This is a genomic window from Roseovarius tolerans, assembly GCF_028885395.1.
Taxonomy (GTDB): domain Bacteria; phylum Pseudomonadota; class Alphaproteobacteria; order Rhodobacterales; family Rhodobacteraceae; genus Roseovarius; species Roseovarius tolerans.
In genome coordinates this window covers 3,534,714-3,556,509 of record NZ_CP118494.1, presented here as the reverse complement: position 1 = coordinate 3,556,509, position 21,796 = coordinate 3,534,714, and the positions used below count along the sequence as shown (strand labels likewise).

The following is a 21,796-nucleotide window of genomic DNA, read 5'->3' as shown; positions in this document are numbered from 1 at the left end:
AATGTCACATGAGACCCAAGACCTAGACCAGGAAATCATGCAGACGCTGCTGACGCATCTGGCGCGGTTTCCCACCAAATCGGACGAGCTGAACGCACAGACCGACCTTGCCGCTGACATGAACATCGACTCGGTCAACATGATGGAGCTGCTGATGGAAATCGAGGACACGTTCGACGTCAGCTTTCCGTTGAACATGATGGCCAACGTCAATACGGTTCAGGATCTTGCCAATCAAATCAAGCAACTGGTTGAGAACAGACCATGAGTATTTCAGACCGCTTCGCCGAACTTGCGCATATTCGGGATTCGCTGGGGGCCGTCGAGGCCGATCCCAGCAGGATCGTCATGGAAAAGATCCTGTCGCCTACCGAGGCGCTGATCGCGGGTAAGCGCACAATCCTTGTGGGTACCAACAACTATCTTGGCCTGACCTTCGAGCCCGAGTTGCTCGATGCAGCCTGCGCCGCGATGCATGAGCAGGGCAGCGGCACCACCGGGTCGCGCATGGCCAATGGCAGCTTTGCCGGTCACGCGGCGCTGGAACGCGACTTCGCGGAGTTCTACGACGTGCCGTCGGCGATGATCTTCTCGACCGGTTATCAGACCAATCTGGGCCTCTTGATGGCCATCCTGCGCCCGGGCGACAAGGTCGTGCTCGATAGTCACAGCCATGCCTGTATTTATGACGGTTGCCGGATCAGCGGCGCCGATTTCCTCGCGTTCCGGCACAATGACCCCGAAGACCTGCGCAAGCGCCTGCGCCGTCTTGGCGGCGACGCCGAGGGTGCGCTGGTCATCGCCGAGGGTCTTTACAGCATGCTGGGCGATATTGCCCCGCTGGCCGATCTGTGTGCCGTGGCCAAGGAATACGGCGCATGGTTCATGGTCGATGAGGCGCATTCCTTCGGCGTTTACGGCGAAAGAGGCCTTGGCCTTTGCGAAGAGGCGGGCATTCTCGATCAGGTCGATTTCATCACCGGCACGTTCAGCAAGAGCCTCGCCTCGCTCGGTGGTTTCTGTGTGAGCCGCCACCCCGAGATGCAGCTTTTGCGGTATGGCAGCCGCCCCTATATCTTCACCGCGTCGTCAAGCCCGGCCAATATCGCCGCCGCCGACGCCGCGTTGCGCGCGATCCGCACCCGCCCCGAGATCAAGGACAAGCTCTGGGCCAATGCCAATCGGCTCTATGATGGGCTCAAGGGGCTGGGCTATGAGCTTGCCTCGACCGTCAGCCCGGTGATCGCGGTGCGCGTGCCCTCCAAGGAAGAGGGCGCGCGGCTCTGGAACGCGCTGCTCGACGAGGGGGTCTATGTCAACCTGGTCCTGCCGCCCGCAGCGCCGGACTCTGCGGCACTCTTGCGGTGCAGCCTGAGCGCCGCGCACAGCTTTGAGCAGATCGACGCCATTCTGAGCGCGTTCAAAGCGGCCAGTGCCGGATCGGACAGAGCCGTCGGCGCAAGCGCGCATTAGGCATCCGGCCCGCGCGCCCGGCGCGCGGGACCCGTTTCGGAAATGGTGGCGATGGCAATGCAGGGACCCGAAAGCAACACACCCGCAGGGGTGACGCTCGCGCATATTTCGGACCCGCATCTGCCTTTGCCGGTGACGGTGCCGTTGCGCGAGGTGCTGAACAAGCGCCTTCTCGGGCTGCTGTCCTGGCGCACCAAGCGGCACCGCCGCCACCGCCCCGAAATCCTGGCGCGTCTCATCGCGGATATGCAGGAGCATGCGCCGGATCTGGTCATGGTCAGCGGTGATCTGACCAATCTCGGCCTCGATAGCGAGTATCGCGCGGCGCGGCACTGGCTGGACGCCTTGGGCGATCCGGCCCGCGTGATGACGATTCCCGGCAATCACGAGGCGCTGGTGACCGGGTCCTGGGACAAGGGCGCCGCGCAATGGCAGCCCTATTGGCAAGGCGATGCCGCACCTGAAAGCGCCGATGTGACATGCGCCTTTCCGGTGTTGCGCCGCCGTGGTGCGCTTGCTCTGATCGGCATATCCAGCGCGGTGGTGTCGCCGCCGGGGTTCGCTGTTGGAGAGGTGGGGGTCGCACAACGTGACCGACTTGCCGCGCTCCTGCGCCAGACGCGGGAGGAGGGATTGTTTCGCCTGATGATGATCCATCATCCGCCGCTTCTGGGTACGGTGTCACCGCGCAAGCACCTGCGCGATCACGTGGAGTTCTGCGCGCTGCTTGAGCGTGAAGGTGTCGAGATGGTCCTGCATGGCCATAGCCACCGCAGCCATCACCAGAGCTTGCCCACGCGCGACGGACCGGCCCCGGTGATCGGCGTGCCGTCGGCCTCGTCGATGCATCACGAACCGGCAGCCTACAACCTCTACCGGATCACGCAGAGCGCTGACGGTTGGGAGGTCGAATTGAGCGCCCGGCACGTGGGCGCGGATCAGCGCATGGAGACAGGTCGATGTGCCACCATGGCAATCGCACGCGGGCACGCAGGATGAGGCGTGACGCGCGGTTTCATGCCCCGCGCAGGCGCGTGAAAGTGGCGGTCGCTTTGATCTCGTGTTACCGACGCGCAAGACTGGCGCACCGCGTGCGTCAGATGTCCGGCCAATTGACGAAAGACCACCCATGCGCCTGATGATCGATCTCTTTCGCGCCTATCCGATGGCCAGTTTTCTCATGGTCCTGGCGCTGTTCTTTTCCGGTCTGGCCGAGGGGCTGGGCCTCTCGGCGCTGCTTCCGATGCTCAAGATCGCACTCTATTCCGGCGAAGACGCGGCGACAGCCGAGCCGCCGGGCGAATTGGAACAGGCGGTCATGGACATCATGATATGGCTGGGCATTCCGGTCACGCTCGGCGCGTTGCTGATCGTGATCGTGGTCGCCGCCTTCTTCAAGGCGATTCTGCTTTTGGTGGCACAGCGTCAGGTCGGCTACACCGCCGCGCAGATCGCCACCGATCTGCGGCTGGAAACCCTGCGCAACATGATGCGTAGCCGTTGGCGTTTTTTTCTGCATCAGCCTGCGGGCAGGCTAACCAATGCGCTGGCAACAGAGGCGCAACGCTCGGCCGACGCCTATATGTATGGGGCGACTGCGCTGACGTTTCTCATTCAGGCGCTGGTATATGGCACCGTCGCCGTTCTGGTGTCCTGGGAGGCGACGCTGCTGGGGCTGGTTGGCGGGACGGTGATCATCTGGCTGTCGCATTTCCTGGTACGCGTGACCCGCAAGGCGGGCAAGAAGCAGACCGATCTGATGGTGTCGCTGATGTCGCATCTGACAGATACGCTGCAATCGGTGAAGCCACTCAAGGCGATGGCGCGCGAGAACCTCGCCGATCAGCTTTTGCATCACGAGACCAACCGCCTCAACAAGGCATTGCGCCGTCAGGTTCTGGCAAGTGCAGGGCTCAATTCCGGGCAGGACCTGATGTTCGTGATCGTCATCGCCTTCGGGATTTACATGGCGTTGGGTGTGCTTTCCATGGAGTTTGCAACGGTGCTCATTCTTGCGGTGACATTGGGGCGGGCCTTCAATTTCATCGGAAAGGTTCAAAAGCAGTACCAGAAGCTTGCGCAGAGCGAGAGCGCGTATTGGTCTTTGATGGAAACCAACCGCCGCGCGCAGGAAGAGCTGGAACATCTGGGCGGGCATGTGGCACCGGCTCTGAAATCAGGTCTCGTGCTGCGCGACATCGGCTTTTCCTACGATGGGCACCCGGTGATTTCCGGCCTCGATCTTGATATTCCCGCACACCAGATGACGACGCTCGTGGGGCCCTCGGGATCGGGCAAGACCACGATCGTCGACCTTGTGATCGGGCTCTTGCGGCCCGACGCAGGCGAGATCACCGTTGATGGCGTTCCGTTTCAGCAGATTGATCTCAAGGCCTGGCGGCGGATGGTGGGATACGTGCCGCAAGAGACGGTGCTGCTGCACGATACGATCGCTCACAACGTCACGCTTGGTGATCCAGAGGCGACGCAGGCGCGTGTTGAAGAGGTTTTGAAAAAGGCCGGGGCCTGGGGCTTCGTCAGCGACCTGCCCGAGGGGGTTCACACCGTGGTCGGGGAACGGGGCGGGCGGCTTTCCGGCGGGCAGCGGCAGCGCATCGCAATCGCGCGGGCCCTGATCAATGACCCGAAGCTGCTGATCCTGGATGAGGCGACAAGCGCACTCGACGTCGAAAGCGAGGCGGCCATCATCGAGACGCTACGCGCCTTGCGGGATCAGTTGACGATCCTCGCCATCACCCATAACAGCCGCCTTTCGGATGCCGCCGATATCGTGCATCAGTTAGAGCCCGGGGGCGACTTCAAAGCTGGCTGATGCGTTCCGCGCGGTGACTTTCTCCGGGCGTGCCGGACGGCTCGGTTTCCATAAGCTGACCGATGCGGGCAATGGCGCGTTCCATATCGCTTGGCGGCGGAGTATGCTGTGGCGCCCTCGGTGCCGGGTCTCCCAGCCAGCCCATGCGGCCGGACTGCACCAACCGCAGGTGCATCTGGCTGATGTCGCGTGACAGGTGCTGCCAGCCCCACCGCATCAGGGCACGATAGGCCAATGGGCCAAGTGCCAGGTCGGGGCGATCTCTGTCATCTCGGGCCAGGGTTTGTGCGCGCTCCGTCTCGCCAAGGGCCAGCGCCATGTCGCGGCGCATGCTCAAGTGTCCTGCGCCCGGATCGAACATATGGACGGGTTTGCCTGTGGCATAGGCCTCTGACAGCATCGAGATGCTGTCTGCCGTGACGATGATCTCGTCCGCGAGGGCCAGAAAACCCAGATAGGGATTGTCGGGGTCACCCGGTTGCCAGCGATAGAGTTGCATCGGTACCTCGGACTGAGCGGCAAAGGCGGCAATGGCCGGGGCCGGTGTCCGTGCGCTCGAGCTGATCAGAAGCGATGCACCGCGTTGTCGCGCCAGGGCCAGGGTGTCGCGCACTAGCCGCTCTGCGGCGCGCGGGCCAAAAGCATAAGGCCCGCTGGTGCCGCCGATGTTCACCGTCAGATAGGGGCGCGGAAGATGTGACAGGGCCGGACCCCAGCGGGCTGCGGCCTTGGCCATTGGTCCGGGACCCAGAGGGTGTAGCGGCAGGGCATTCCGCAAGACGTTGGGCCGATCCGGCACACGGTATTGCGGAGTGGTAATCACCAGGTCGAACTGTTCAGGGTCAGACCAGAGACGGCCGAGAAAGACCAGCCGCGTGCGCCCACCCGACTGGTCGCGTATCCAGCGCGCGACCGGTTCGTTACGCATGCCCATCGAGAGCACGAGATCGGGCCAGGGAGGCGCGAGCGCGTCGGAATTTGCGCGGTCCACGCCGCGCAGGTCGCTGCCGCGCAACAGGTTGGTCCGCATCTCGAACTTGCGATAGCGCAGGGTCTTTATCTCATAGGGCCAGCCCAGCCCCTCAGCGAGCGCGCGCAACTGCGTCTTTTCGCCGGAGCGGTGGGAGTCCACGACCCAGACGCGCGGGGGGCTTTCCTGCTTATACATCGGGGGATTGGGGCACGACGGCGGCCTTGGGCCAGCGCCGTTTCATGCACAGCCATTGGTCGGGATACTCGCTGATCCAGGCCTCGAACCGCTGGTTGAGTTGATGGGTGAGATCAATGATCTGCTCTGCACGCGGGGCTTGTGGGTTGCGCGGCGAGAGCGGGGCCTCGACTTCGATCAGGAACCGCCAGTTTGGCAAACGCACCGTGCGAATGGGCAGCAAGGTATAGCCGCGCATGGCCAGCATTGCGGGCAGGGTGCTGGTCGGGGTGGGGATGTCGAAAAACGGCACCATCTCCCCCTGATCGATCCGGGTATCAAACGCCGCGCCGACCGAGTTTCCGGCGGCCAGTTCGCGCAGGAAAGTGCGTGCGCCGCCAGCACTTGGCACCATCGGGCCACCAAATGCGCGCCGCCTGGCGAGAAAGAAACGGTGCAGCCAAGGGTTGGCTTCCTGTGTGTAGATTACCGAGATGGCCAATTCGTGCTCGCGACCGATCAGGTTGCAGAGCTGCCAAGCGCCGACATGTGCGGTGGCAAAGATAATCGCCTCTTTCCGGGCGATGATGTCCTGTGCCTCTGGATGAATCGAGAATTCAAGATAGTGCGCTCGCCGCCGCCAAATCCGTCCGAGCAGGAACAGTTCGGCTGCCGCGAGTCCGGTGACGCGAAATATCCGCCGTACCACGGTCTCGCGCTCGCGCTCGCGGGTCTGTGGCAGAACTACGGACACGTTGCGTCGCACCACGCGGCGCTTTTGAGCATTCCGGTAGCCAAAGCTGCCAAGAAAACGTCCGAATATCGTCGCGACGACCGGAAACGGCAACGCTTTGGCAAATCCCAGAAGCATATAGAATGCCGCCGCCTCAACCAGCCAGATCGGCGTCTGCACCCAGTTAAACCGGTTCACCAGCCCTTTGGGCAACAGATAGTTCTTGGCCATCGACAGACCCCAACCCGGAGCGGCGGTATGGAGAAGAGAGAGGCGGGCGGGCCCTAGCCTCTGTTCGGTTTCTCCGGCTTGGACGGGTAGGTGTTGAACACCCAGTCCCAGAACGGGGTGCTGACCCCGTAGCGCCCGTCATCATCCGAGAAGTGATGCCGCATGTGGTAGTGCTTGAGGAACTTCAGCAGTGGATGCCGCATCGGAAAGTGATGCGTCGCATAGTGGATATAGTCGTAGATCAGGTAACCGATGATGAAGAACCCGGTAAAGGGCTCGGCCCAGGGGTAGGGCAGGACCAGCCAGAACATCAGGTAAAGCACGGCGATGATCGGCAACGCACCGGCGGGCGGCATGAGCAGGCGCGTCTTGTCCTGCGGCGTGTCGTGATGCACTCCGTGGAACAGGTAGATGAACCGTCGGCCCAGATCGGTCTTTGGCTCGAAATGGAACAGGTAGCGATGCAGCAGGTATTCAGCCAGTGTCCAGGTCAAAAGCCCCGCAACCCCGATCACCGCCATACCTGCAAGACCGATCTGATGAACCGTCACCGCGCGCACCAGAAGCCAGATCGCGACGGGTCCCCAGACCAGAAGCGGGACAATCGGGTGAACATGGCTCAGTTTCTCGAGGATCGGATTCTTGAACAGGCGCACCGACTCGTCGACGCGGTGGGTGCGACTCGGTTGATGGTTCGACATTGTGAAACTCCAGTTATTCGGCTGCTCTGCGCACTTCCGTATATATGTCTGTTTTAGCTTGGAGAACAGCAGATGGCCAGATTTTGCTGGTGCAAAGCCATTCGCCGGGGCGGGCTGTGATCCACTGTTCAAATTTGTCGTTGACCTGATGCGCAAGGTCAACGGCCTGATCGTCGCGATCGGCCTCCGGATCGCGGGGGTGCAGGGGCGCGTGAAAGCGCACGCGAAACCTGGCACCGGGCAGACGCATGGCCTGAACCGGCACCAAAGGCACGCCGAAGCGAAGGGCAAGACGCGCGGGCAGGATGGACGATTCCTTGTCTTCGCCGAAGAGCGGGATCTGTTTGCCACCCTCTATACGCCTGTCCGTGATGATAATCGGCGATTTTCCGGCTTTGAGCGCATCGAGGAATCCCCGTAGCCCCGCGTCACGCGAGATCAGCTCACAGCCGAGCGCGTTGCGATAGCTGCGCATCTTGCGGTCAAGCCATGGGTTCGAGAGCGGTGCATACATCGCGCAGGACGGGATGCCAATCCGGGTGATCGCGGCACCGATCACCTCCCAATTGGCCAGATGCGCAGCCACGAAGACCACCGGACGGCCGGAGGTCTGATCGGCGGAGATATGCTCATCGCCCTCGATTTCGAGCCGGTCACGGCGCGGATCCCCGAAGGCGGGAAGATTGGGGTATTCGGCCATCACCGCGCCTGCGTTCTCCCATACCTCCTGCGCCAGCAGGTCAATCTCGGCCGGTGACTTGTCGGGTAGGGCGAGCGACAGGTTGGCACGAATGTGCCGGGTCCGTTGCTTGGCGATCCTGCCGAAGATGCGACCGACGCGGGCCCCGAGCGCAGACCCCCAGGTCACGGGCAGCACTCGGAAAAGCCCCAGAACCGTGCCCACGAAAACGAGATCGGCGAACCACAGGATGTTTCGCGCGAGTGCGTTGTTGAACGCTGTGTTCCGATGTGCATTTCCGAGGATGAATTTGGCCAAGGAGACTCGACTTCTTCTTTTTCAAAGTGGATAGTTGCGCCGTTATTTGAGGTTGGGTGCGGGAATTGCAAGCAGTTTCCAAGGTTTGTCTGTCCGGTTCCAGTGCAGGAATGCTGGCCTGTGCGCAATGCGACCTCAACGTGTCCCGGACTATATCGTGGACGCCTAAGATAGTACCTTTTGTCGGCCTGTCGTGCAAATGCGCGTAAGGTCACAGTCACTGCAAGAAAGGCCCCCCATGTCATCCGACACGTCTGATCGCGATCAGATTACTCTCGTCGAGGCCAAGAGCCGTCAGACGGTAAATGACTTCCTGCACCTGCCAGAGCGGATTTACGCCGGTGATGCTGCTTGGGTGGCACCGCTGATGTTCGAGCAAAAGCAGCGCGTGTTCGAAAACAAGCCGCTTTTCGCCCATTGCGAGGTCGCCGCCTGGGTGGCTTACCGTGACGGCACGCCCGTTGGGCGGATCACCGCGCAACTCGATCAGATGCAGCCCGAGGACGCGGCGGGCAAGATCGGCTATTTCGGGATGCTGGAGGCGATCGACGAGAGCGCTGTCTTCGATGCGCTGTTCGAGACGGCACAGGACTGGCTGCGCGCGCGGGGCGCGGCCTCGGTGCGGGGGCCCTACAACCTGTCGATCAATGAAGATCTTGGCCTTCTGGTCGATAATTTCGAAGATCCTCCGTTCATCATGATGGGCCATGCGCCAAGGTATTATTCCGGGCGGGTGGAGGAGCAGGGCTTCGAGGCGGTCAAGGACCTGCTTACCTACAAGGTGCGCCCCGATTTCGTGGCCCCTGATGTGATGCAGAAACTGGCCACCCGTGCCAGCCGGACCGTGAAGATCCGCACGCTTGACCGCAAGAACAAGGTCGCCGATTTCGAGGCCATGCGTGATATGTTCAACGATGCGTGGTCGGACAACTGGGGTTTCGTGCCCTTCACCCACGAGGAGTTCGAAGAAACAGCCAAGGTATTGTCTCTGCTCTTGCCTGACGATTTCATTCAGATCGCCGAGATTGAGGGACGCCCGGTCGCCTTTATCACCGCGTTCCCGAACATCAATGAGTTGATCGGCGATCTGCGTGGCAGGCTGCTGCCGTTTGGCTGGGCGAAACTGCTGTGGCGGATCAAGGTTACGGGCGCGCGCAGCGCCCGGGTCGCGCTGATGGGCGTGCGCAAGGAATACCAGTATTCGCGGCTTGGTCCGACACTCGCCTTTCTGGTCGTTGACGCGGTGCGCAAGGCGATGGTGAAACGGAACGTCACATCCGTCGAAATGGGCTGGGTTCTGGAAGACAATGATGGCATGCGCCATATCATTGAGGCGGTCGGCAGTACGATCTACAAGCGGTATCGCGTCTACCAGAAAACCTTGTAGGTCGACCGAGAGCAGACCAAGATCGCAGCCGCTAAGAAAGTGAGACCGTGAAAGACTTTACCTCCGTAATTCTAGCCGGTGAGAGAGCCGATCGTGATCCGCTGCGCGATGAAACCGGTGTCGCCTGCAAGGCGTTGCTCGATATAGATGGAACGATCATGATCCGGCGTGTGATCAACGCGCTGGACGATGCGGCGTCCATTGGCTCAATCCATCTGAGTGGCCCCACCGCGGCCTGCGTCAAGAGCGATGCCGGGCTTGTCGACCTCATCGACGAGAAGCGTATCGACTGGACCCCGCCCGGCCCCTCGCCAAGCACCAGCGCCTATGACATGCTGGGCCGGTTTCCAGAATCCCAACCGGTTCTGATCACCACCGCTGATCATCCGCTGCTGACCGGCGAGATCGTCGATCATTTCTGCCGCGACAGCGCGCAATCGGGCTGCGACGTTGTCGTCGGTCTCGCCCCTTATGATCTGGTCCGTCAGACCTATCCCGATCTCAAAAAAACGGTTCTGAGATTCCGGGATGGTGGGTATTGCGGCTGCAACCTCTTTGCCTTTCTGACGGCGGACGGGCGGCGCGTTGCCGATTTCTGGCGGCAGGTCGAAAAGGACCGCAAGAAGCCGTTGGTGGTCATTCGCCTGTTGGGGCTTTGGGCCCTGTTGCGCTACAAGATGGGGTGGCTGAGCCTCGATGCGGCGCTCGCAGGTCTGTCGCGCCGGGTCGGGCTGCGCATCGGTGTGGTGATCCTGCCCTATGCGCATGCCTCGGTGGATGTGGATTCGGTGTCGGATTACCTGCTGGTTCAGCGTTACAGCAAGGAAGCTTCGGCGCAGGGGGCGCAGGCTGAACCGGGCGTGGGCTGATCGGTCCCCACTTTCGTGAGCGTTGACCTGTGTGGTGGGGTAGTTGGCCCGAAGCTGACATCAGTTTGACGCAGCCGCGCGCAAAGCAACCGCGTCGCAGCCCCCGTCAGGGAGCGTTGTAACCAAATGACGGGTCCAGCGCGTCATTGACCATCGCATCGACAATCTTCACTTGCTCAGGCGTGAAATAGTCGCGGTAGCCGCCGACCTTGCCGCGCCGGACCTTGAAGGAATCGGGGTTCGCCGTGTCGCCGGGTTTGACCCGCTGACCGCTGCCGCGCATGCCGTCCTTCTTGGCCTCGCGCTTTTTCATGTTCTCGTAATCGGCATACTCGCGGGCGGCCTCGATATGCTCGGGGCTGCCTTCGGTTCCGGTAAAGGCCACGACCTGGCGCAGCACCTCGGCGGGGTCGCGACGCAAATCCTCGTAGCGAACAAGCAGCACGTCATCACCCAATGCCGGCATCGAGCGGGCCCAGGTGTTGAACGCCTCGACGATGCGGGGAATACCGCAATCGCGATTGCAGACGAAATCGAAGATGTCGACATCCGTTCCATGGGCCGGATAGACGTTCAGGGCCTTCTTGCGCGGGCGCATGCGGTAGCGCCACTGGAAATACTGCGACACCGCCACGTCGCGTGGATCACGCACCAGCAGGACCAGTTTTCGCCCTTTGTAATAATCCAGATTGTCCCATGCGCCGAGATAGTCGCGGATGTAGTTGTTATGGCTGAACAGCACCTTGGGGGCCTTTGGATCCATCTGATGGAAATTGTCGAACTCCAGCATGTAATCGGTGTCGAGCCCGAAATGCAGTTGGTAGAACCGTGACAGCATCACCCGAAACCAGGTACGCCCGCTCTTGCCCCATGACACGAGCGCCCAGTCGGCCTCTTGCAGGTACGCGTATTCCTGTTTGCCGCGCAGGCGGCGTTCCAACGCGATCTTTTTGGCCTTGGGCAGAAAGAACAAGGCGGTGAGGATCAGGTGGCGCGTGGCAACGGCCGATGCCTCGCGATAGGAGACGTTGAACATGGGCGGGCAATCTGGTCTTGGGTCAGGGTTTCATCCCCTGCTCTTAGAGGGTATCGCTCCGGGTTTGTATGGGTAATTTTGCGCGTGGCTGTTTCAGGCTGAAATTTGTGGCATTGACCGCGCAACAGGGCAGGATGGCGGGCGTGGTCCGCAATAGCGAAAATGAGTGAGGCTTTGGACAAGGACGGAACGGTGAAACCGGCAAAGGTCTGGTGCCTGCTGGGGCGTAAGGCGGGCGACAACACGCAGGTGTTGGCGCTGGCCGAGGCGTTGGAATGGCCGTTCGAGGAGAAACGCATCCTTGCGCGCAGTTGGGAATTGCTGCCGCATCTGCTGTTGGGAACTACGCTGATAGGGATTGACCGGCAGGCGTCGAGCCCCCTTGGGTCGCCATGGCCGGATCTGGTGATCAGCGCCGGGCGTCGCAACGAGCCGGTCGCGCGCTGGATCAGGCGACAAGCGTGCGGCGGCGTGCGGCTGGTGCATGTCGGGCGTCCCTGGGCCCCGCCTGACTGCTACGACCTGATTGTCAGCACGCCGCAATATTTCCTCGACCCTGCGCCCAACATCCTGGTCAATCCGCTGCCGATGCACCGGTTTACCCGTGCGCGCGTCGATGACGCCGCGCAACTGGCAAGGCCGATGCTCGCGCAACTGCCTCGCCCCTTCACCTCGGTTCTCATCGGGGGGGATAGCGGGCCGTTCGTTTTCACCCCTGCCAAGGCGCGCCGTCTGGCGGAGGGGGTTAACCGGCTGGTCGGCGCAAGCGGGGGTGCGGCCCTTGTCACCGGCAGCCCGCGCACGCCACCTGCCGTGGCGCAGGCGTTTTGCGACGCGCTCCACGTGCCTGCGCAAACCTATTGGTGGCATGAACGCGTGGGCTCAGAGGGGAACCCCTATTCCGCCTTTCTGGGCCTTGCGGATCGGTTTGTCGTCACCGGCGAAAGCATGTCGATGCTGGCCGAGGCGGCGAGCCTTGGGCGGCCGCTTTATATCTTCGATCCCGGTGATTCGCCGGGCAGTTGGTGGAGCCATCCCCATAATTTGCGGCACAAGCCGCTGAGCCATGCGCTGGCGATGCGCCTTGCGCCGGTGCGGATGCGGCGGGACATCGCGCGCATTCAGGATGCATTGGTGCGCGACGGGCGGGCGCGCTGGCTCGACGAGGCCCCAAAACTGGTGGCGCAGGGCGAGGGATGGGCAAAAGAAATGCGCCCCGACCCATCGGGCGGAGCGCAGGACGCGAGCGACAGGATTCGCGCGCTGTTTTGATCGGCGCGGGCCTGGGCCCGCACCCATGTCTTGATCAGGCCGCCTTGGCCAGATTACCGGTGCTCAGCGGATGCGCGGTGCCTGCGGGCAGGTCTGGCACATTCTTGAGAATCTCAAGCGCATCGTGGCGGACGTGGTTTTCTTCCATTTCCTTGCGCAGGAACTCTTCGGTGAGCTTGCCCTCTTCAACGCATTCCTTGACCAGTCCCCAGAAGAAGTTCTCCTGGTTCTTGTCGGGATGTTCCTTGTAGTTGCCCATCAGGCCGTATTCGCCAAAGATCTTGCGACGCATACGAAGCACCCACGCCGCTGGCGGGAATAGGCGGAATTTCTCTGCGGGGCGCCAATCGACCGGCAGGCCGGTCTTCCACGGCTGGGTCTTGCGGCGGGTGGTGTGTAGCATCTTGGTGTCGGTGTTGAACTTGTCGAAATCGTTCCACTCGTTCTCGATGAATTCGATCTTGCTGGGGTCTTCGTTACGCAGACCGATCCAGCGCGAATAGTCATGATCACCGTCGAACATCGCGTTGAACTGTTCTTCTACCTTCCAGTGGGTCAGCTGGGCGCAGTCGAGCAGCATCACCGAGCTGGCATAGGCCTTGTCGATCAGGCCCTTGGTGCCCGAGCGCATGCGCGCCATGATCGCGTTGCCCTTCATGTCACGATTCAGCAATTCCCAGATATCGGCGCAGGCGAACACGTCGGGGTCGATCACCACGGCACGCCCCTCATAGCCCATCAGTTCGGGCGGCATGAAGCGGGTGGGGGTGAAAGATTGCAGGTCTTCGTTCAGCCAAACCCGCTTGACCCCGTCGCGCATGTATTCTTGGCCTTCGCGGGCCAGAAAGAACGGGTAGTCCCGGCTGTTGACGATATGCACCTCGAACTTGTCGTTGTTGGTGGAATAGCGGCGCAGCGCGTGCTCTGCGGCAATCGCGCCGACGATCTGCTTGTGGTTTGACTGGATGAATACGGCGTGTTTCATGATGTGTATCCGCAACCTCGATTTTGTTTTTTCTGCGGCGCTCTATACAGGAGAATTCCGGCAGACGCCATGTCTCAGGAACACAATTGAACACCTGACGGTTTTGATCTGGATCACGTAAAAGCCGAAAAACGTCGTGAAACTGTCATTGTGTTTCAGTTTGTGCGCGGATTCTTGCGTGGGTCTTGCGGCAAACGCCGGGTCAGCGAAAAACACCCCGGGCATAAAGCTGGCGCATGAAGCCCCAGATATGGATCAGCGGGCGGCGGCGGACCTTGTCGGGGATCACCACCTCTTGCCCGGAATGGCGCGACAGTTTCCAGGCGAGGTAATCGAGCCCGCCTTCGAAGGTGAACAGCCCCTTGATCAGCCTCGCCACCGAGAGCGCCTTGCCCTGCACCCGCCGCAGTGCCCAGAGCATCGGGGCAAGGCGGCGGGCGGGGCGGCTTGCGTGGCTGCGATAGTGCGGGGTGCCATCATATGTCTCGATCTCAAGGAGCCCCCCAAGGCGCGGCTTGAGGCAGCGGCTGAGCGCCCCGAAGAACGCCTGCCCATGCCCGGCGAGTTCGGCGGCACGGCCCTGACTTTCGGCGCGCAGTTCTGTGGCATAGCTGAGTGCCAAGGCCCCTCGCCACAGGTCCGACAGTCGTCCCTCGGGCGGCAGCGCCGGGATGGCGCGGCGCAGCAGGGTTTCGCCCGCGCGCAGAAAGGCCGCGTGCAGCCGGGCGCGAGTGGCGGGACTGTCGCACCAGACCGGTTTCACGGGCTGCGCAAAGCGCCCCCAGAGATAGGAATGAAACCAGCCCGGTCCGGTGCCGCGCTCGAATTGCGTAAGGCTCAGCACCGCGTATTTACAACGCACGGTCTGATCGCCCAGAGGGGTTTCGAGGTAATAGACATTGGGCGGCAGGATACGCCCGCCAAGCCGTAGCCAGAGCCGGGGTTCGGCGCGCGGCGTGTTCTCGACCAGCACGTAGAAATCCACGAGCCCATCCAGAAGGTCGGTGCTGCGCAGGCAGGAGCCGTAGAGGATGACTGCCTGGAGCCCGTCGCCGAAGCGTTCTTGCAGCGCCGTGACCAAGACGCGCAGGGGGGCGGAGGTCTCAAGATCGGGGCCGTCCGGGGTGGGATACTCTGCCGGTGTCTGCGGGCCAGTCATGGGATGCGTGTGCCTTGCATGAAAAATCACCTGCCTTCTATAGGCCCGGGGCGGGCCGGCAAACAAGCGCCGCGCCCTAGCGCGGGCGCAGAAAGCGCAATGGTCCCTCGGCGGTGATCACGAGCGGGGCATCGGGGCCGGAACTGGCGAACAGCTCTCCGTCGAGGTTGAGTTCCCCCTCGAAGCGGAGTGCGATCTGCCCGGCGCGAAAGCTCTCATAGCCGTTTTCCGCCGTCACATGGCGGTTCGGATGCCCGCGCAGCACCGACGGGAAGGCGCGGGCAAAGCGCGCGGCGCCGCCACGGATCGTGGTGAGGCCGATGGGGGCCTTTTCGCTGGCCCAGAAGGGTCGGATGCCAAGAAACAGCCGTTCGAGCGTGCTGGCCACGAGGATCAGCATCGGGGCTTCGTCGCGGCTGATCTGAGTGCCGTCCGGGCCGGTCATACGCATGGCCACATGGGTCGGCTGGTAGAACTTCGGGTCCTGACGGATCAGCCCCCAGACCGAGCGGATCAGGATCATCCCGAGACTGATTTCGCCGCCTAGGCCGCGCGAATGCACCTCGCTATGGGCGAATTTCGTGGCCTGCATGATCGCCCCGGTTCCCATGAACATGCCGTAGCGCACCTGCCCGTCGGCGGCCCCGTCGACGCGCATGATGTGACGCTCGCGGATATCGCCGTCGAGCGGTGCGCCCCGGTCGAGCCAGGCAAAGAACCGCTTGAGCGCACGGCGGTGCGAGGACGCTGTGCCGATATCGCCCGCCGTCATGTTCGCGGTGCCTCCGGGCAGCACGATGATCAGGGGCAGGCGATCGGGGACCCAGTGATCGAGGATCATGCCAAGCGCCGCCGCGATGGTCCCGTCGCCGCCATTTATGACCACCACGTCGGGCTGCATCGCCGCCAGTTCCGGAACCAGCGCCTCGGCCTCTTGCGGGGAGCGGGTGACATGGTGGCGGACATGGTCGTAGCTGGCGAGGCGGGCCTCGATCCGGGCCTGCCATTTGCGGTTGTTGCCGCTGGTCGGGTTGCTGATGACGCAGATGTTGGGATGGGTCATGTCACACCCCGCGCAAGAGCGGGTCGATCCGGGCGAGGATGCGGGTCACGTCATCCGCGCTGGCCGTCGGGATCGGTTGATCGGGGGCTGTGTCCGCCTCGGCGTCACTGGCCCAACTGGCCAGACCCCGGTCGATCAGGATCTGGTGGAAGCGCGGGAAATGCCGGGTTTGCTGCATCAGCCTGAGATGATAGAGCCCGCGCGCCATGGCAAGGCGGGCGGTCTCGAAGGTGTGATCGTCGCGCGCGGGTTGGAACATCCACGCCGCGAGCCGCCGCCGCGCATCGTCGAGCCGCCCCAGCCAGCCGAAGGGCAGGGGCAGGATCTCTAGCGGCTTGCCGAGCCGGGCCACCTCAACCTGCATTGAGATGCTGTCGCCTGTCACGATGAACCGATCGCCGAGGGCAAGGAGGCCGGTATAGGGGTTCTCGCCCTCGGGGCGGGCCCAGTCGAAAACGCGCAGGGTGTCGGGGAATCCCGCTTGCAGGCGATCCAGAAACCCGGGCGGCGTGCGCCGTGAGCCGACGAGATAGGGCGTGCCGCCTCGCGCCAGAACCTGTGCAATGCGCGTGCGCAGGCGGGTCTCGGCCTCGGAGTTGTAGACATAGGGGCTGGTCGGCCCGCCGATCAGGAACACCACAAGGGGGCGGGGCAGGGCGTCAAGTCGGCCCTGCCATTCCGCGCGCCCCGTCGCGAGCCGGTCGGCCCCGATCTGCATCAGCGGCAGGTCGATCTGCATGACGTTGGCAAAGGGTGGGGGCAGGGTTTCGGAACTGGTGATGATCAGGTCGAACTGCGACATGTAATGCGACAGCCAGCCCGCGGGCTTGCCCAGAAGCACGATACGCGTGCTCCCGCCCGATTGTTCCTTGATCCAGAGCGCGACATTGGACGGCCGACGCCCTCGCGTCAGTATGAGGTCGGGCCAGGGCGGCTCCAGAGCGTCGCTGCGTGCGCGGTCGATATGGTGCAGGGTGGGCGCGACGCGCGGCTTGCCCTTGACGTATTCCGGCAGCATCTCAAGGTGACGCAGGTCCGACGTCCAGCCGCGCGTCTGTTCAAGCGCCTCGGCGATCACTTCGACCTGGCTGTTATCGCCCTTCTTGTCGCCCAGAACCCGCCAGATGCGAGGGGATGTTTCGCGCGGCGTCATTTTGCCTTGCTGTCGGCTGTGGCGTCCGCGTCGTAGCGATAGACGGGGTCGAGGGTCCTGGCCATGAGCGCGTTGATCGCCGCGATCTGGTCATCCTCGAAATAGTCGCGAAAGCCGCCGACCTTGGCGCGGCGGGTCTTGTAGCTGTCAGGATTGCTCTTGTCGCCCGGGGCCACGCGCGCGCCGCTCATGCGGAAGCTGCTGTCGGCCTCTTTCTTTTTCATGTTCTCGAAGGAGGCGTAATCGACCGCCTCCTGGATGCGCGCAGCATCGGCGGGGATGTCGAGAAAGCGCGCGACCTGTGTCAGCGTATCATGCGGATTGGCGCGCATGTCCTCGTAGCGGATCACTGACAGCGCGCGCAGGTTGTCACGCTCGCGGGCCCAGATGTTCATGAACTCGATGACCTTGGGCAACCCGCCGCCATCGTGCATCACGAAGTCAAAGATCGAACTGTCATCGCCATCGGGCAAATAGTCGTTCAGGGCCTTTTTCTCGGCGGGCATGCGAAATTTCCACTGGAAGAACTGCGAGACCGCGACGTCGCGCGGGTCGCGCACCATCAGCAGCACCTTCTTGTCGTAGAAATCGACCTTGCTGTCGGTATGGCCGGTATAGTCGCCGATATAGTTGTCATGGGTGAAGAACAGCCGCGGCACCCGGCCATCCATGTTGTGGAAATTGTCGAAGCCGATCAGCGTATCCTCGGGCAGGTCATAGACCTGCTGATAGAGGCGCGAGACCATTACCCGCAGCCAGGTGCGCCCGCTCTTGCCGAAGGACACCACCACGGCGTCGGCCTTCTGCAGGCTGGAATATTGTTCGCGCCCGCGCTGGTAGCGCTCGGCGCGGATGCGCTTGGCCTGATCCGCTCCGGTGAGGTCGAGCCTGAGCTTGAGCAGGCGGCGGGTCGCCTTGCGCCAGACAACCTTGCTGGCCTCTGGAAAGCTGGCGCGGAGAATTCGTATCGTGTCGTTCATGTGCTGATCAAGAGGCGGACGGGGTTCGGGGTCCGGTCCGCGATCTTGCCTTTTGCGTGCCATCCAGCTCGTGTCGTGACAATCCCTTGGCCGTCTGGGTCGGGCATGTCACGCAGGGCCACTGGCCTGTTCGGTTTCACCGCGTCCATCCGGCCGGGCATTGTCTTGCGGTGTGGATTACTCATTTCACCGCGAATTTGCCACCTCAAAAAAATAACGGTTTCATCCTGACATGCACCGTGAACACCGGAGCGCGCCGCAACGCCGGAGGGCGACGGGGCGGTGGTCGACCAGGGTCGCGGACCTGCCGGGCGCTAGCCTGCCTGACGCGCCAGATACGCCTCTGCGTCGGTCAACGAGAACCGCCCGAAATACGTTTCCGGCCCAAGCTCTGCGAGGTCAACGTCGATGTACTTCTTCACGATTTCATCGTAGCGTTCAAACAGGGTGTTGTTGGACGGGTCGAGGTTCTCGATACAACCGAGGCCGGTCGCCTCGGCGTTGAGAATGTTGATGTCGAGGTCGGGGCGATAGTCCAGAAGGGCCGCGATTACCTTCCAGACATCGCCCGTCCAGGGACGTTTGAGCACGTTGGTGTAGTCGGTATCGCGCGTTGTCATGGCGGCATTGTAGGGGCTGACGTCATGCAGGCAGACGAGGCCACCCGGTTTCATGTTCCGTTCGCAATTCATGAAATCCCGCAGGGCGAATTCGAAATGGTGCAGGCCATCGACGAATGCCAGATCCGGTGTGATGTCGTTGCGCGACAGGAACCCGGACGCGAAGAAATCATCGCTGCTTTGCTGAAAGAACATCATCTGCTGCGCGGAGTTGAACGTGTCGTGCTCGACCTTGAACTCGATATCGATCGCGATGTAATTGCATGGACACAAGGACAGGGAGCGCCCGTCGCGCGAGCCGATTTCGAGATACCATTCCGGTGCGCGAAGCTTGAACAGGTTCTCCAACACCTTGCGGTAATGCGTGCCTGTATTCTCGCCGAACCCGGCCTCCTTGTGACGTCCCGGTTTCTTTTTCTTGAAAAGTGCCATTTACCCTATCCCGAATTCCTTGAGTGCTGTGCTCATCTGTTGCGCGAGCGCCTTGGGTGATACCCGCGTCTTTACGCTTTGCATGATCGATTGCGCCCTGAGCCAATCCGCATCGCCATAGCTGTGTTTTGCCCGCTCTATCATTGAGAAGACTTCGTCCGGTGTGTCGCCGTCAACCAGAAACGGGTAGTCTGACCCGAGGAATTCCTCGACATCCTCGGTGCGCCGGTGCGCGATGACATTGGCCCCGCAGGCCGCTGCCGTAAAGCCCTTGGTGAAGGGTTTCGAGGACAGCGGGGCGGCGATGTCCTGGTTTCTTATGCAATAGTGCAGGTTGTAACCCGCGAGGCGTGGCAGCACCGCCTGCATCTCGTCGGATTCGGAGATCTCGATCACATCCATGGTTTTCTCTATCCCGGCCTCAAGTTTCGCGTTTCGCGGGTCGCCGAAATAGACCATTCGCGCATGATCCAATTTGCGCGGCGTGAAGTTTTCGAGCCGCAGATCATAGCTGTGCAAGAGCAGCATCGGCTCGCCCTTGTAGCGCGGGTTTTGCCGTTTGTGGTGGCGCAGCTTTTCCAGCTGGGCATACGAGCTGCAGAACTGAATGTCGGCATAAAGGCGCGAGGTGGAACCGTGATCGTTGTCGACCTGGTCAAAGCAGATCAGGCTGCCGCGCTGGCGTAGCCACCAGACCGTGCTTGCGAACAACTTGTTGATGGCGGCCTTGGAGAAGACGAAAATCGTGCTGGGTGCCTGGCGTCTGGCCCAGAGCACCTGCTTGAACGGCGAATTGCCGTCCGGCATTTCGAGCAGGTCGATGTCGAAGCGATCCTCGAGATAGGGCCGGATCATGGCGCTGAGCTGGAAACACCGCATGAAGGTCGAGCCTTGCGACTCTTTTCCTGACCTGTACACAAATCGTATTGATGGTTTCGTTTGCATCTATTTAATCATCATCGGCTACCGCAGCTTCATTCGTTTTGTGCCCGCGTGTCCTCATCAGGTCGGGTCGTAGGGCGCAGGCCCGTAGGTGGCGCATGATCCCGTGGGTCACTTCAATACTCGCTAGGTCTGGATTTCGCGCACTAGCCAGGCCGCACATAGCGCTCATAAAGCGTAATCAGCGGTGTTTCGACATCAAAATTGTGTGCTTGGCCATCAATTAGAGGAATGGCGCACCGGGTTGTGCGTCTTTGGCGTGTCCTGCAGGCCAATTTCTGCAAGTCTTCACACGGGCTTGGGCGCCATTTGCTAGGCAGCGGACTCATGAAACTCGATCCACAGCCTGACCGATGCCAGTTTGATCATCGACAAGAAAATTTGACCTGCCCCCTGAAGCTCCCTCATTCATACCGAGAGTTTGCGGGTTTGGATTTCATATTCTTCGTCGTCAGTTTGGGCAAGCGCGTCGGGCGCGGAGCCCTCAAATTGCTCAAGCGCTCGACGCGCGTCAGCAGGTGTTTCATTCCCAAGAGATGAATGCGGCCTGACGTTGTTGTAATCGTATCGCCAGATCGCCAGTTTTCTTCGAGCGTCATCCAGGCTGTCGAACAACTCCTCATTCAGCAGCTCATCCCGTAGGCTACCGTTGAATGACTCGATGAAGGCATTCTGCTGCGGCTTGCCGGGATCGATGTAGTGCCAGTCAACGTCGTTGTCGTTTGCCCACTTCAGAATTGCCCGGCTTGTGAACTCTGTCCCATTATCGCTGACAATGCTGGCAGGCTTGCCATAGAGACGTACCAGCGCATCCAGCTCCCGCGCGACACGGGCACCGGATATGCTGGTGTCAGCCATCAGACACAGATTTTCACGGCAGCAATCATCGTTCACGGCCAGAATGCGGAACTTGCGAGATGCGCCGAACGTGTCGGACAGGAAGTCCAACGACCAACGCTCGCCTGGCCGCAACGCCACCGGCATTGGTGTCCGCGATCCACGCGCCCGCTTGCGGCCCCGTCTTCGGCGTACGCCCAGTTTTTCCTCAGTATAGAGGCGGTACAGCTTCTTATGGTTCATGATCATGCCTTTGCGCTCCAGCATCACGCCGATCCGCCGGTAGCGAAACCGACGGCGCTTGTGCGCGATGGCTTTCATCACCTCTCTGATTTCGGGATTGTCCGGCGGGCGTTCACGCCGGACGGTTTTGGGATCAACACCGACAAGTCGGCAGGCCCGGCGCTGCGAGATATCGTGATCCCGCACCGCGCGTAGCGCTGCCTCTCGCCGCTCAATCAGCGTTGTCAGCTCTTTCCCAGGAGGTCCTTCAGCACGACGTTGTCCAGCATGGCATCGGCCAGCAGGCGCTTTAGCTTGGCGTTCTCATCAGTGATGGCACGCAGTTTCGCCGCGTCCGACACTTCCATGCCGCCATACTTCGATTTGAACTTGTAGAACGTGCCCTGGCTCAGACCATGCTTTCGGCAGACCTCGACTGTCGGCATCCCGGCCTCCTGTTCTTTGATCATCCCAATGATCTGGGCTTCCGTGAAACGGCTCTTTCGCATCTGTTTGCTCCTTCGAAACGTTGAGCAAACTCTACATTAAAACGCGGGAAGTTTCGGGGGGCAGGTCAAATTGCGTGAGGTGTTCTCGTATCGGGTTGCGATACGGCGGAACGAGGCTTTCAGCCTGCCAAAGAAACGCTCGATTTTGTTGAGTTCCCGGTAGATTTCAGCATCAAATTCGGCGTGCAGTTTACGAATGGCCTCGGGAGGGATTA

Annotated in this window: 20 protein-coding genes; 7 read left to right on the top strand and 13 right to left on the bottom strand. The window is 61.6% G+C overall.

Annotated features, from left to right (window positions below; all coding sequences use genetic code 11):
- The first annotated feature begins 1 nt into the window (after position 1).
- From PVU19_RS17685 to PVU19_RS17670, 4 genes are all read left to right on the top strand, one after another.
- On the top strand, positions 2–268 hold the full coding sequence (locus PVU19_RS17685) for an acyl carrier protein (RefSeq protein WP_050661450.1): 267 nt from the start codon (positions 2–4) through the stop codon (positions 266–268).
- Positions 265–1,473, top strand: a complete 1,209-nt coding sequence (gene spt, locus PVU19_RS17680) for a serine palmitoyltransferase (protein ID WP_050661449.1) — start codon at positions 265–267, stop codon at positions 1,471–1,473. The genes PVU19_RS17685 and spt overlap by 4 nt, the downstream gene beginning before the upstream one ends.
- A gap of 57 nt (positions 1,474–1,530) precedes the next feature.
- Complete coding sequence (locus PVU19_RS17675; RefSeq protein WP_074786664.1) at positions 1,531–2,472, top strand: metallophosphoesterase family protein; 942 nt, start codon at positions 1,531–1,533, stop codon at positions 2,470–2,472.
- 130 nt (positions 2,473–2,602) lie between these two features.
- On the top strand, positions 2,603–4,306 hold the full coding sequence (locus PVU19_RS17670; protein ID WP_050661447.1) for an ABC transporter ATP-binding protein: 1,704 nt from the start codon (positions 2,603–2,605) through the stop codon (positions 4,304–4,306).
- On the opposite strand, the gene PVU19_RS17665 is transcribed toward PVU19_RS17670, so the two are convergent.
- The 4 genes from PVU19_RS17665 to PVU19_RS17650 are packed head-to-tail and all read right to left on the bottom strand — an operon-like array spanning position 4,293 to position 8,022.
- Positions 4,293–5,474, bottom strand: a complete 1,182-nt coding sequence (locus PVU19_RS17665) for a mitochondrial fission ELM1 family protein (protein WP_074786392.1) — start codon at positions 5,472–5,474, stop codon at positions 4,293–4,295. The two genes, PVU19_RS17670 and PVU19_RS17665, sit on opposite strands and share 14 nt — an antisense overlap.
- The gene (locus tag PVU19_RS17660) at positions 5,467–6,417 is read right to left on the bottom strand and encodes a lysophospholipid acyltransferase family protein (protein ID WP_050661446.1); all 951 of its coding nucleotides are present in this window, start codon (positions 6,415–6,417) and stop codon (positions 5,467–5,469) included. The genes PVU19_RS17665 and PVU19_RS17660 overlap by 8 nt, the downstream gene beginning before the upstream one ends.
- Before the next feature lie 53 nt (positions 6,418–6,470).
- A complete protein-coding gene (locus PVU19_RS17655; RefSeq protein WP_050661445.1) occupies positions 6,471–7,118 on the bottom strand; it encodes a sterol desaturase family protein in 648 nt (215 codons plus the stop codon).
- A 13-nt stretch (positions 7,119–7,131) separates the two neighbouring features.
- Positions 7,132–8,022, bottom strand: coding sequence for a lysophospholipid acyltransferase family protein (locus PVU19_RS17650; protein WP_235575665.1), 891 nt, complete (start codon positions 8,020–8,022; stop codon positions 7,132–7,134).
- A 331-nt stretch (positions 8,023–8,353) separates the two neighbouring features.
- Between PVU19_RS17650 and PVU19_RS17645 the strand changes: the two genes are divergently transcribed.
- Positions 8,354–9,502 (top strand): hypothetical protein, encoded by a 1,149-nt coding sequence (locus tag PVU19_RS17645; protein WP_050661443.1) that lies wholly within the window; start codon positions 8,354–8,356, stop codon positions 9,500–9,502.
- 47 nt (positions 9,503–9,549) lie between these two features.
- A complete protein-coding gene (locus PVU19_RS17640; RefSeq protein ID WP_050661442.1) occupies positions 9,550–10,371 on the top strand; it encodes a nucleotidyltransferase family protein in 822 nt (273 codons plus the stop codon).
- Between the two features lie 106 nt (positions 10,372–10,477).
- Here PVU19_RS17640 and PVU19_RS17635 read toward each other — a convergent pair whose 3' ends face one another.
- On the bottom strand, positions 10,478–11,407 hold the full coding sequence (locus tag PVU19_RS17635; RefSeq protein WP_050661441.1) for a sulfotransferase domain-containing protein: 930 nt from the start codon (positions 11,405–11,407) through the stop codon (positions 10,478–10,480).
- A 162-nt stretch (positions 11,408–11,569) separates the two neighbouring features.
- Between PVU19_RS17635 and PVU19_RS17630 the strand changes: the two genes are divergently transcribed.
- On the top strand, positions 11,570–12,679 hold the full coding sequence (locus tag PVU19_RS17630) for a mitochondrial fission ELM1 family protein (RefSeq protein ID WP_082237370.1): 1,110 nt from the start codon (positions 11,570–11,572) through the stop codon (positions 12,677–12,679).
- Positions 12,680–12,713: 34 nt separating this feature from the next.
- Here PVU19_RS17630 and PVU19_RS17625 read toward each other — a convergent pair whose 3' ends face one another.
- From PVU19_RS17625 to PVU19_RS17590, 8 genes are all read right to left on the bottom strand, one after another.
- On the bottom strand, positions 12,714–13,664 hold the full coding sequence (locus PVU19_RS17625; RefSeq protein WP_050661440.1) for a hypothetical protein: 951 nt from the start codon (positions 13,662–13,664) through the stop codon (positions 12,714–12,716).
- A 202-nt stretch (positions 13,665–13,866) separates the two neighbouring features.
- Positions 13,867–14,823 carry a hypothetical protein gene (locus PVU19_RS17620; RefSeq protein WP_050661439.1) on the bottom strand — a complete coding sequence of 319 codons (957 nt, stop codon included), beginning with the start codon at positions 14,821–14,823 and terminating at the stop codon, positions 13,867–13,869.
- Between the two features lie 76 nt (positions 14,824–14,899).
- Entirely contained in the window at positions 14,900–15,886 is a 987-nt protein-coding gene (locus PVU19_RS17615; protein WP_050661438.1) for a diacylglycerol/lipid kinase family protein, read from the bottom strand.
- Between the two features lies 1 nt (position 15,887).
- Complete coding sequence (locus PVU19_RS17610; RefSeq protein ID WP_050661437.1) at positions 15,888–17,039, bottom strand: mitochondrial fission ELM1 family protein; 1,152 nt, start codon at positions 17,037–17,039, stop codon at positions 15,888–15,890.
- Positions 17,036–18,019 carry a sulfotransferase domain-containing protein gene (locus PVU19_RS17605; RefSeq protein WP_050661436.1) on the bottom strand — a complete coding sequence of 328 codons (984 nt, stop codon included), beginning with the start codon at positions 18,017–18,019 and terminating at the stop codon, positions 17,036–17,038. Before PVU19_RS17605 ends, PVU19_RS17610 begins: the two co-directional genes overlap by 4 nt.
- 314 nt (positions 18,020–18,333) lie before the next feature.
- On the bottom strand, positions 18,334–19,071 hold the full coding sequence (locus PVU19_RS17600) for a class I SAM-dependent methyltransferase (protein ID WP_050661435.1): 738 nt from the start codon (positions 19,069–19,071) through the stop codon (positions 18,334–18,336).
- Positions 19,072–19,950 (bottom strand): hypothetical protein, encoded by an 879-nt coding sequence (locus PVU19_RS17595; protein WP_152911579.1) that lies wholly within the window; start codon positions 19,948–19,950, stop codon positions 19,072–19,074.
- A 471-nt stretch (positions 19,951–20,421) separates the two neighbouring features.
- A protein-coding gene (locus PVU19_RS17590; protein WP_152911578.1) for an IS3 family transposase occupies positions 20,422–21,581 on the bottom strand; the annotation gives its coding sequence in 2 pieces (ribosomal slippage) (positions 20,422–21,332 and positions 21,332–21,581; 1,161 coding nt in all).
- Positions 21,582–21,796 lie beyond the last annotated feature (215 nt).

Coding starts and splice junctions, on each gene's coding strand:
- PVU19_RS17625 (WP_050661440.1), bottom strand. CDS start 13,664: ATGAAACACGCCGTATTCATCCAGTCAAACCACAAGCAGATCGTCGGC.
- PVU19_RS17620 (WP_050661439.1), bottom strand. CDS start 14,823: ATGACTGGCCCGCAGACACCGGCAGAGTATCCCACCCCGGACGGCCCC.
- PVU19_RS17595 (WP_152911579.1), bottom strand. CDS start 19,950: ATGCGGTGTTTCCAGCTCAGCGCCATGATCCGGCCCTATCTCGAGGAT.
- PVU19_RS17605 (WP_050661436.1), bottom strand. CDS start 18,019: ATGAACGACACGATACGAATTCTCCGCGCCAGCTTTCCAGAGGCCAGC.
- PVU19_RS17675 (WP_074786664.1), top strand. CDS start 1,531: ATGCAGGGACCCGAAAGCAACACACCCGCAGGGGTGACGCTCGCGCAT.
- PVU19_RS17645 (WP_050661443.1), top strand. CDS start 8,354: ATGTCATCCGACACGTCTGATCGCGATCAGATTACTCTCGTCGAGGCC.
- PVU19_RS17670 (WP_050661447.1), top strand. CDS start 2,603: ATGCGCCTGATGATCGATCTCTTTCGCGCCTATCCGATGGCCAGTTTT.
- PVU19_RS17610 (WP_050661437.1), bottom strand. CDS start 17,039: ATGACGCCGCGCGAAACATCCCCTCGCATCTGGCGGGTTCTGGGCGAC.
- PVU19_RS17635 (WP_050661441.1), bottom strand. CDS start 11,407: ATGTTCAACGTCTCCTATCGCGAGGCATCGGCCGTTGCCACGCGCCAC.
- PVU19_RS17665 (WP_074786392.1), bottom strand. CDS start 5,474: ATGTATAAGCAGGAAAGCCCCCCGCGCGTCTGGGTCGTGGACTCCCAC.
- spt (WP_050661449.1), top strand. CDS start 265: ATGAGTATTTCAGACCGCTTCGCCGAACTTGCGCATATTCGGGATTCG.
- PVU19_RS17655 (WP_050661445.1), bottom strand. CDS start 7,118: ATGTCGAACCATCAACCGAGTCGCACCCACCGCGTCGACGAGTCGGTG.
- PVU19_RS17600 (WP_050661435.1), bottom strand. CDS start 19,071: ATGGCACTTTTCAAGAAAAAGAAACCGGGACGTCACAAGGAGGCCGGG.
- PVU19_RS17660 (WP_050661446.1), bottom strand. CDS start 6,417: ATGGCCAAGAACTATCTGTTGCCCAAAGGGCTGGTGAACCGGTTTAAC.
- PVU19_RS17615 (WP_050661438.1), bottom strand. CDS start 15,886: ATGACCCATCCCAACATCTGCGTCATCAGCAACCCGACCAGCGGCAAC.
- PVU19_RS17630 (WP_082237370.1), top strand. CDS start 11,570: ATGAGTGAGGCTTTGGACAAGGACGGAACGGTGAAACCGGCAAAGGTC.
- PVU19_RS17685 (WP_050661450.1), top strand. CDS start 2: ATGTCACATGAGACCCAAGACCTAGACCAGGAAATCATGCAGACGCTG.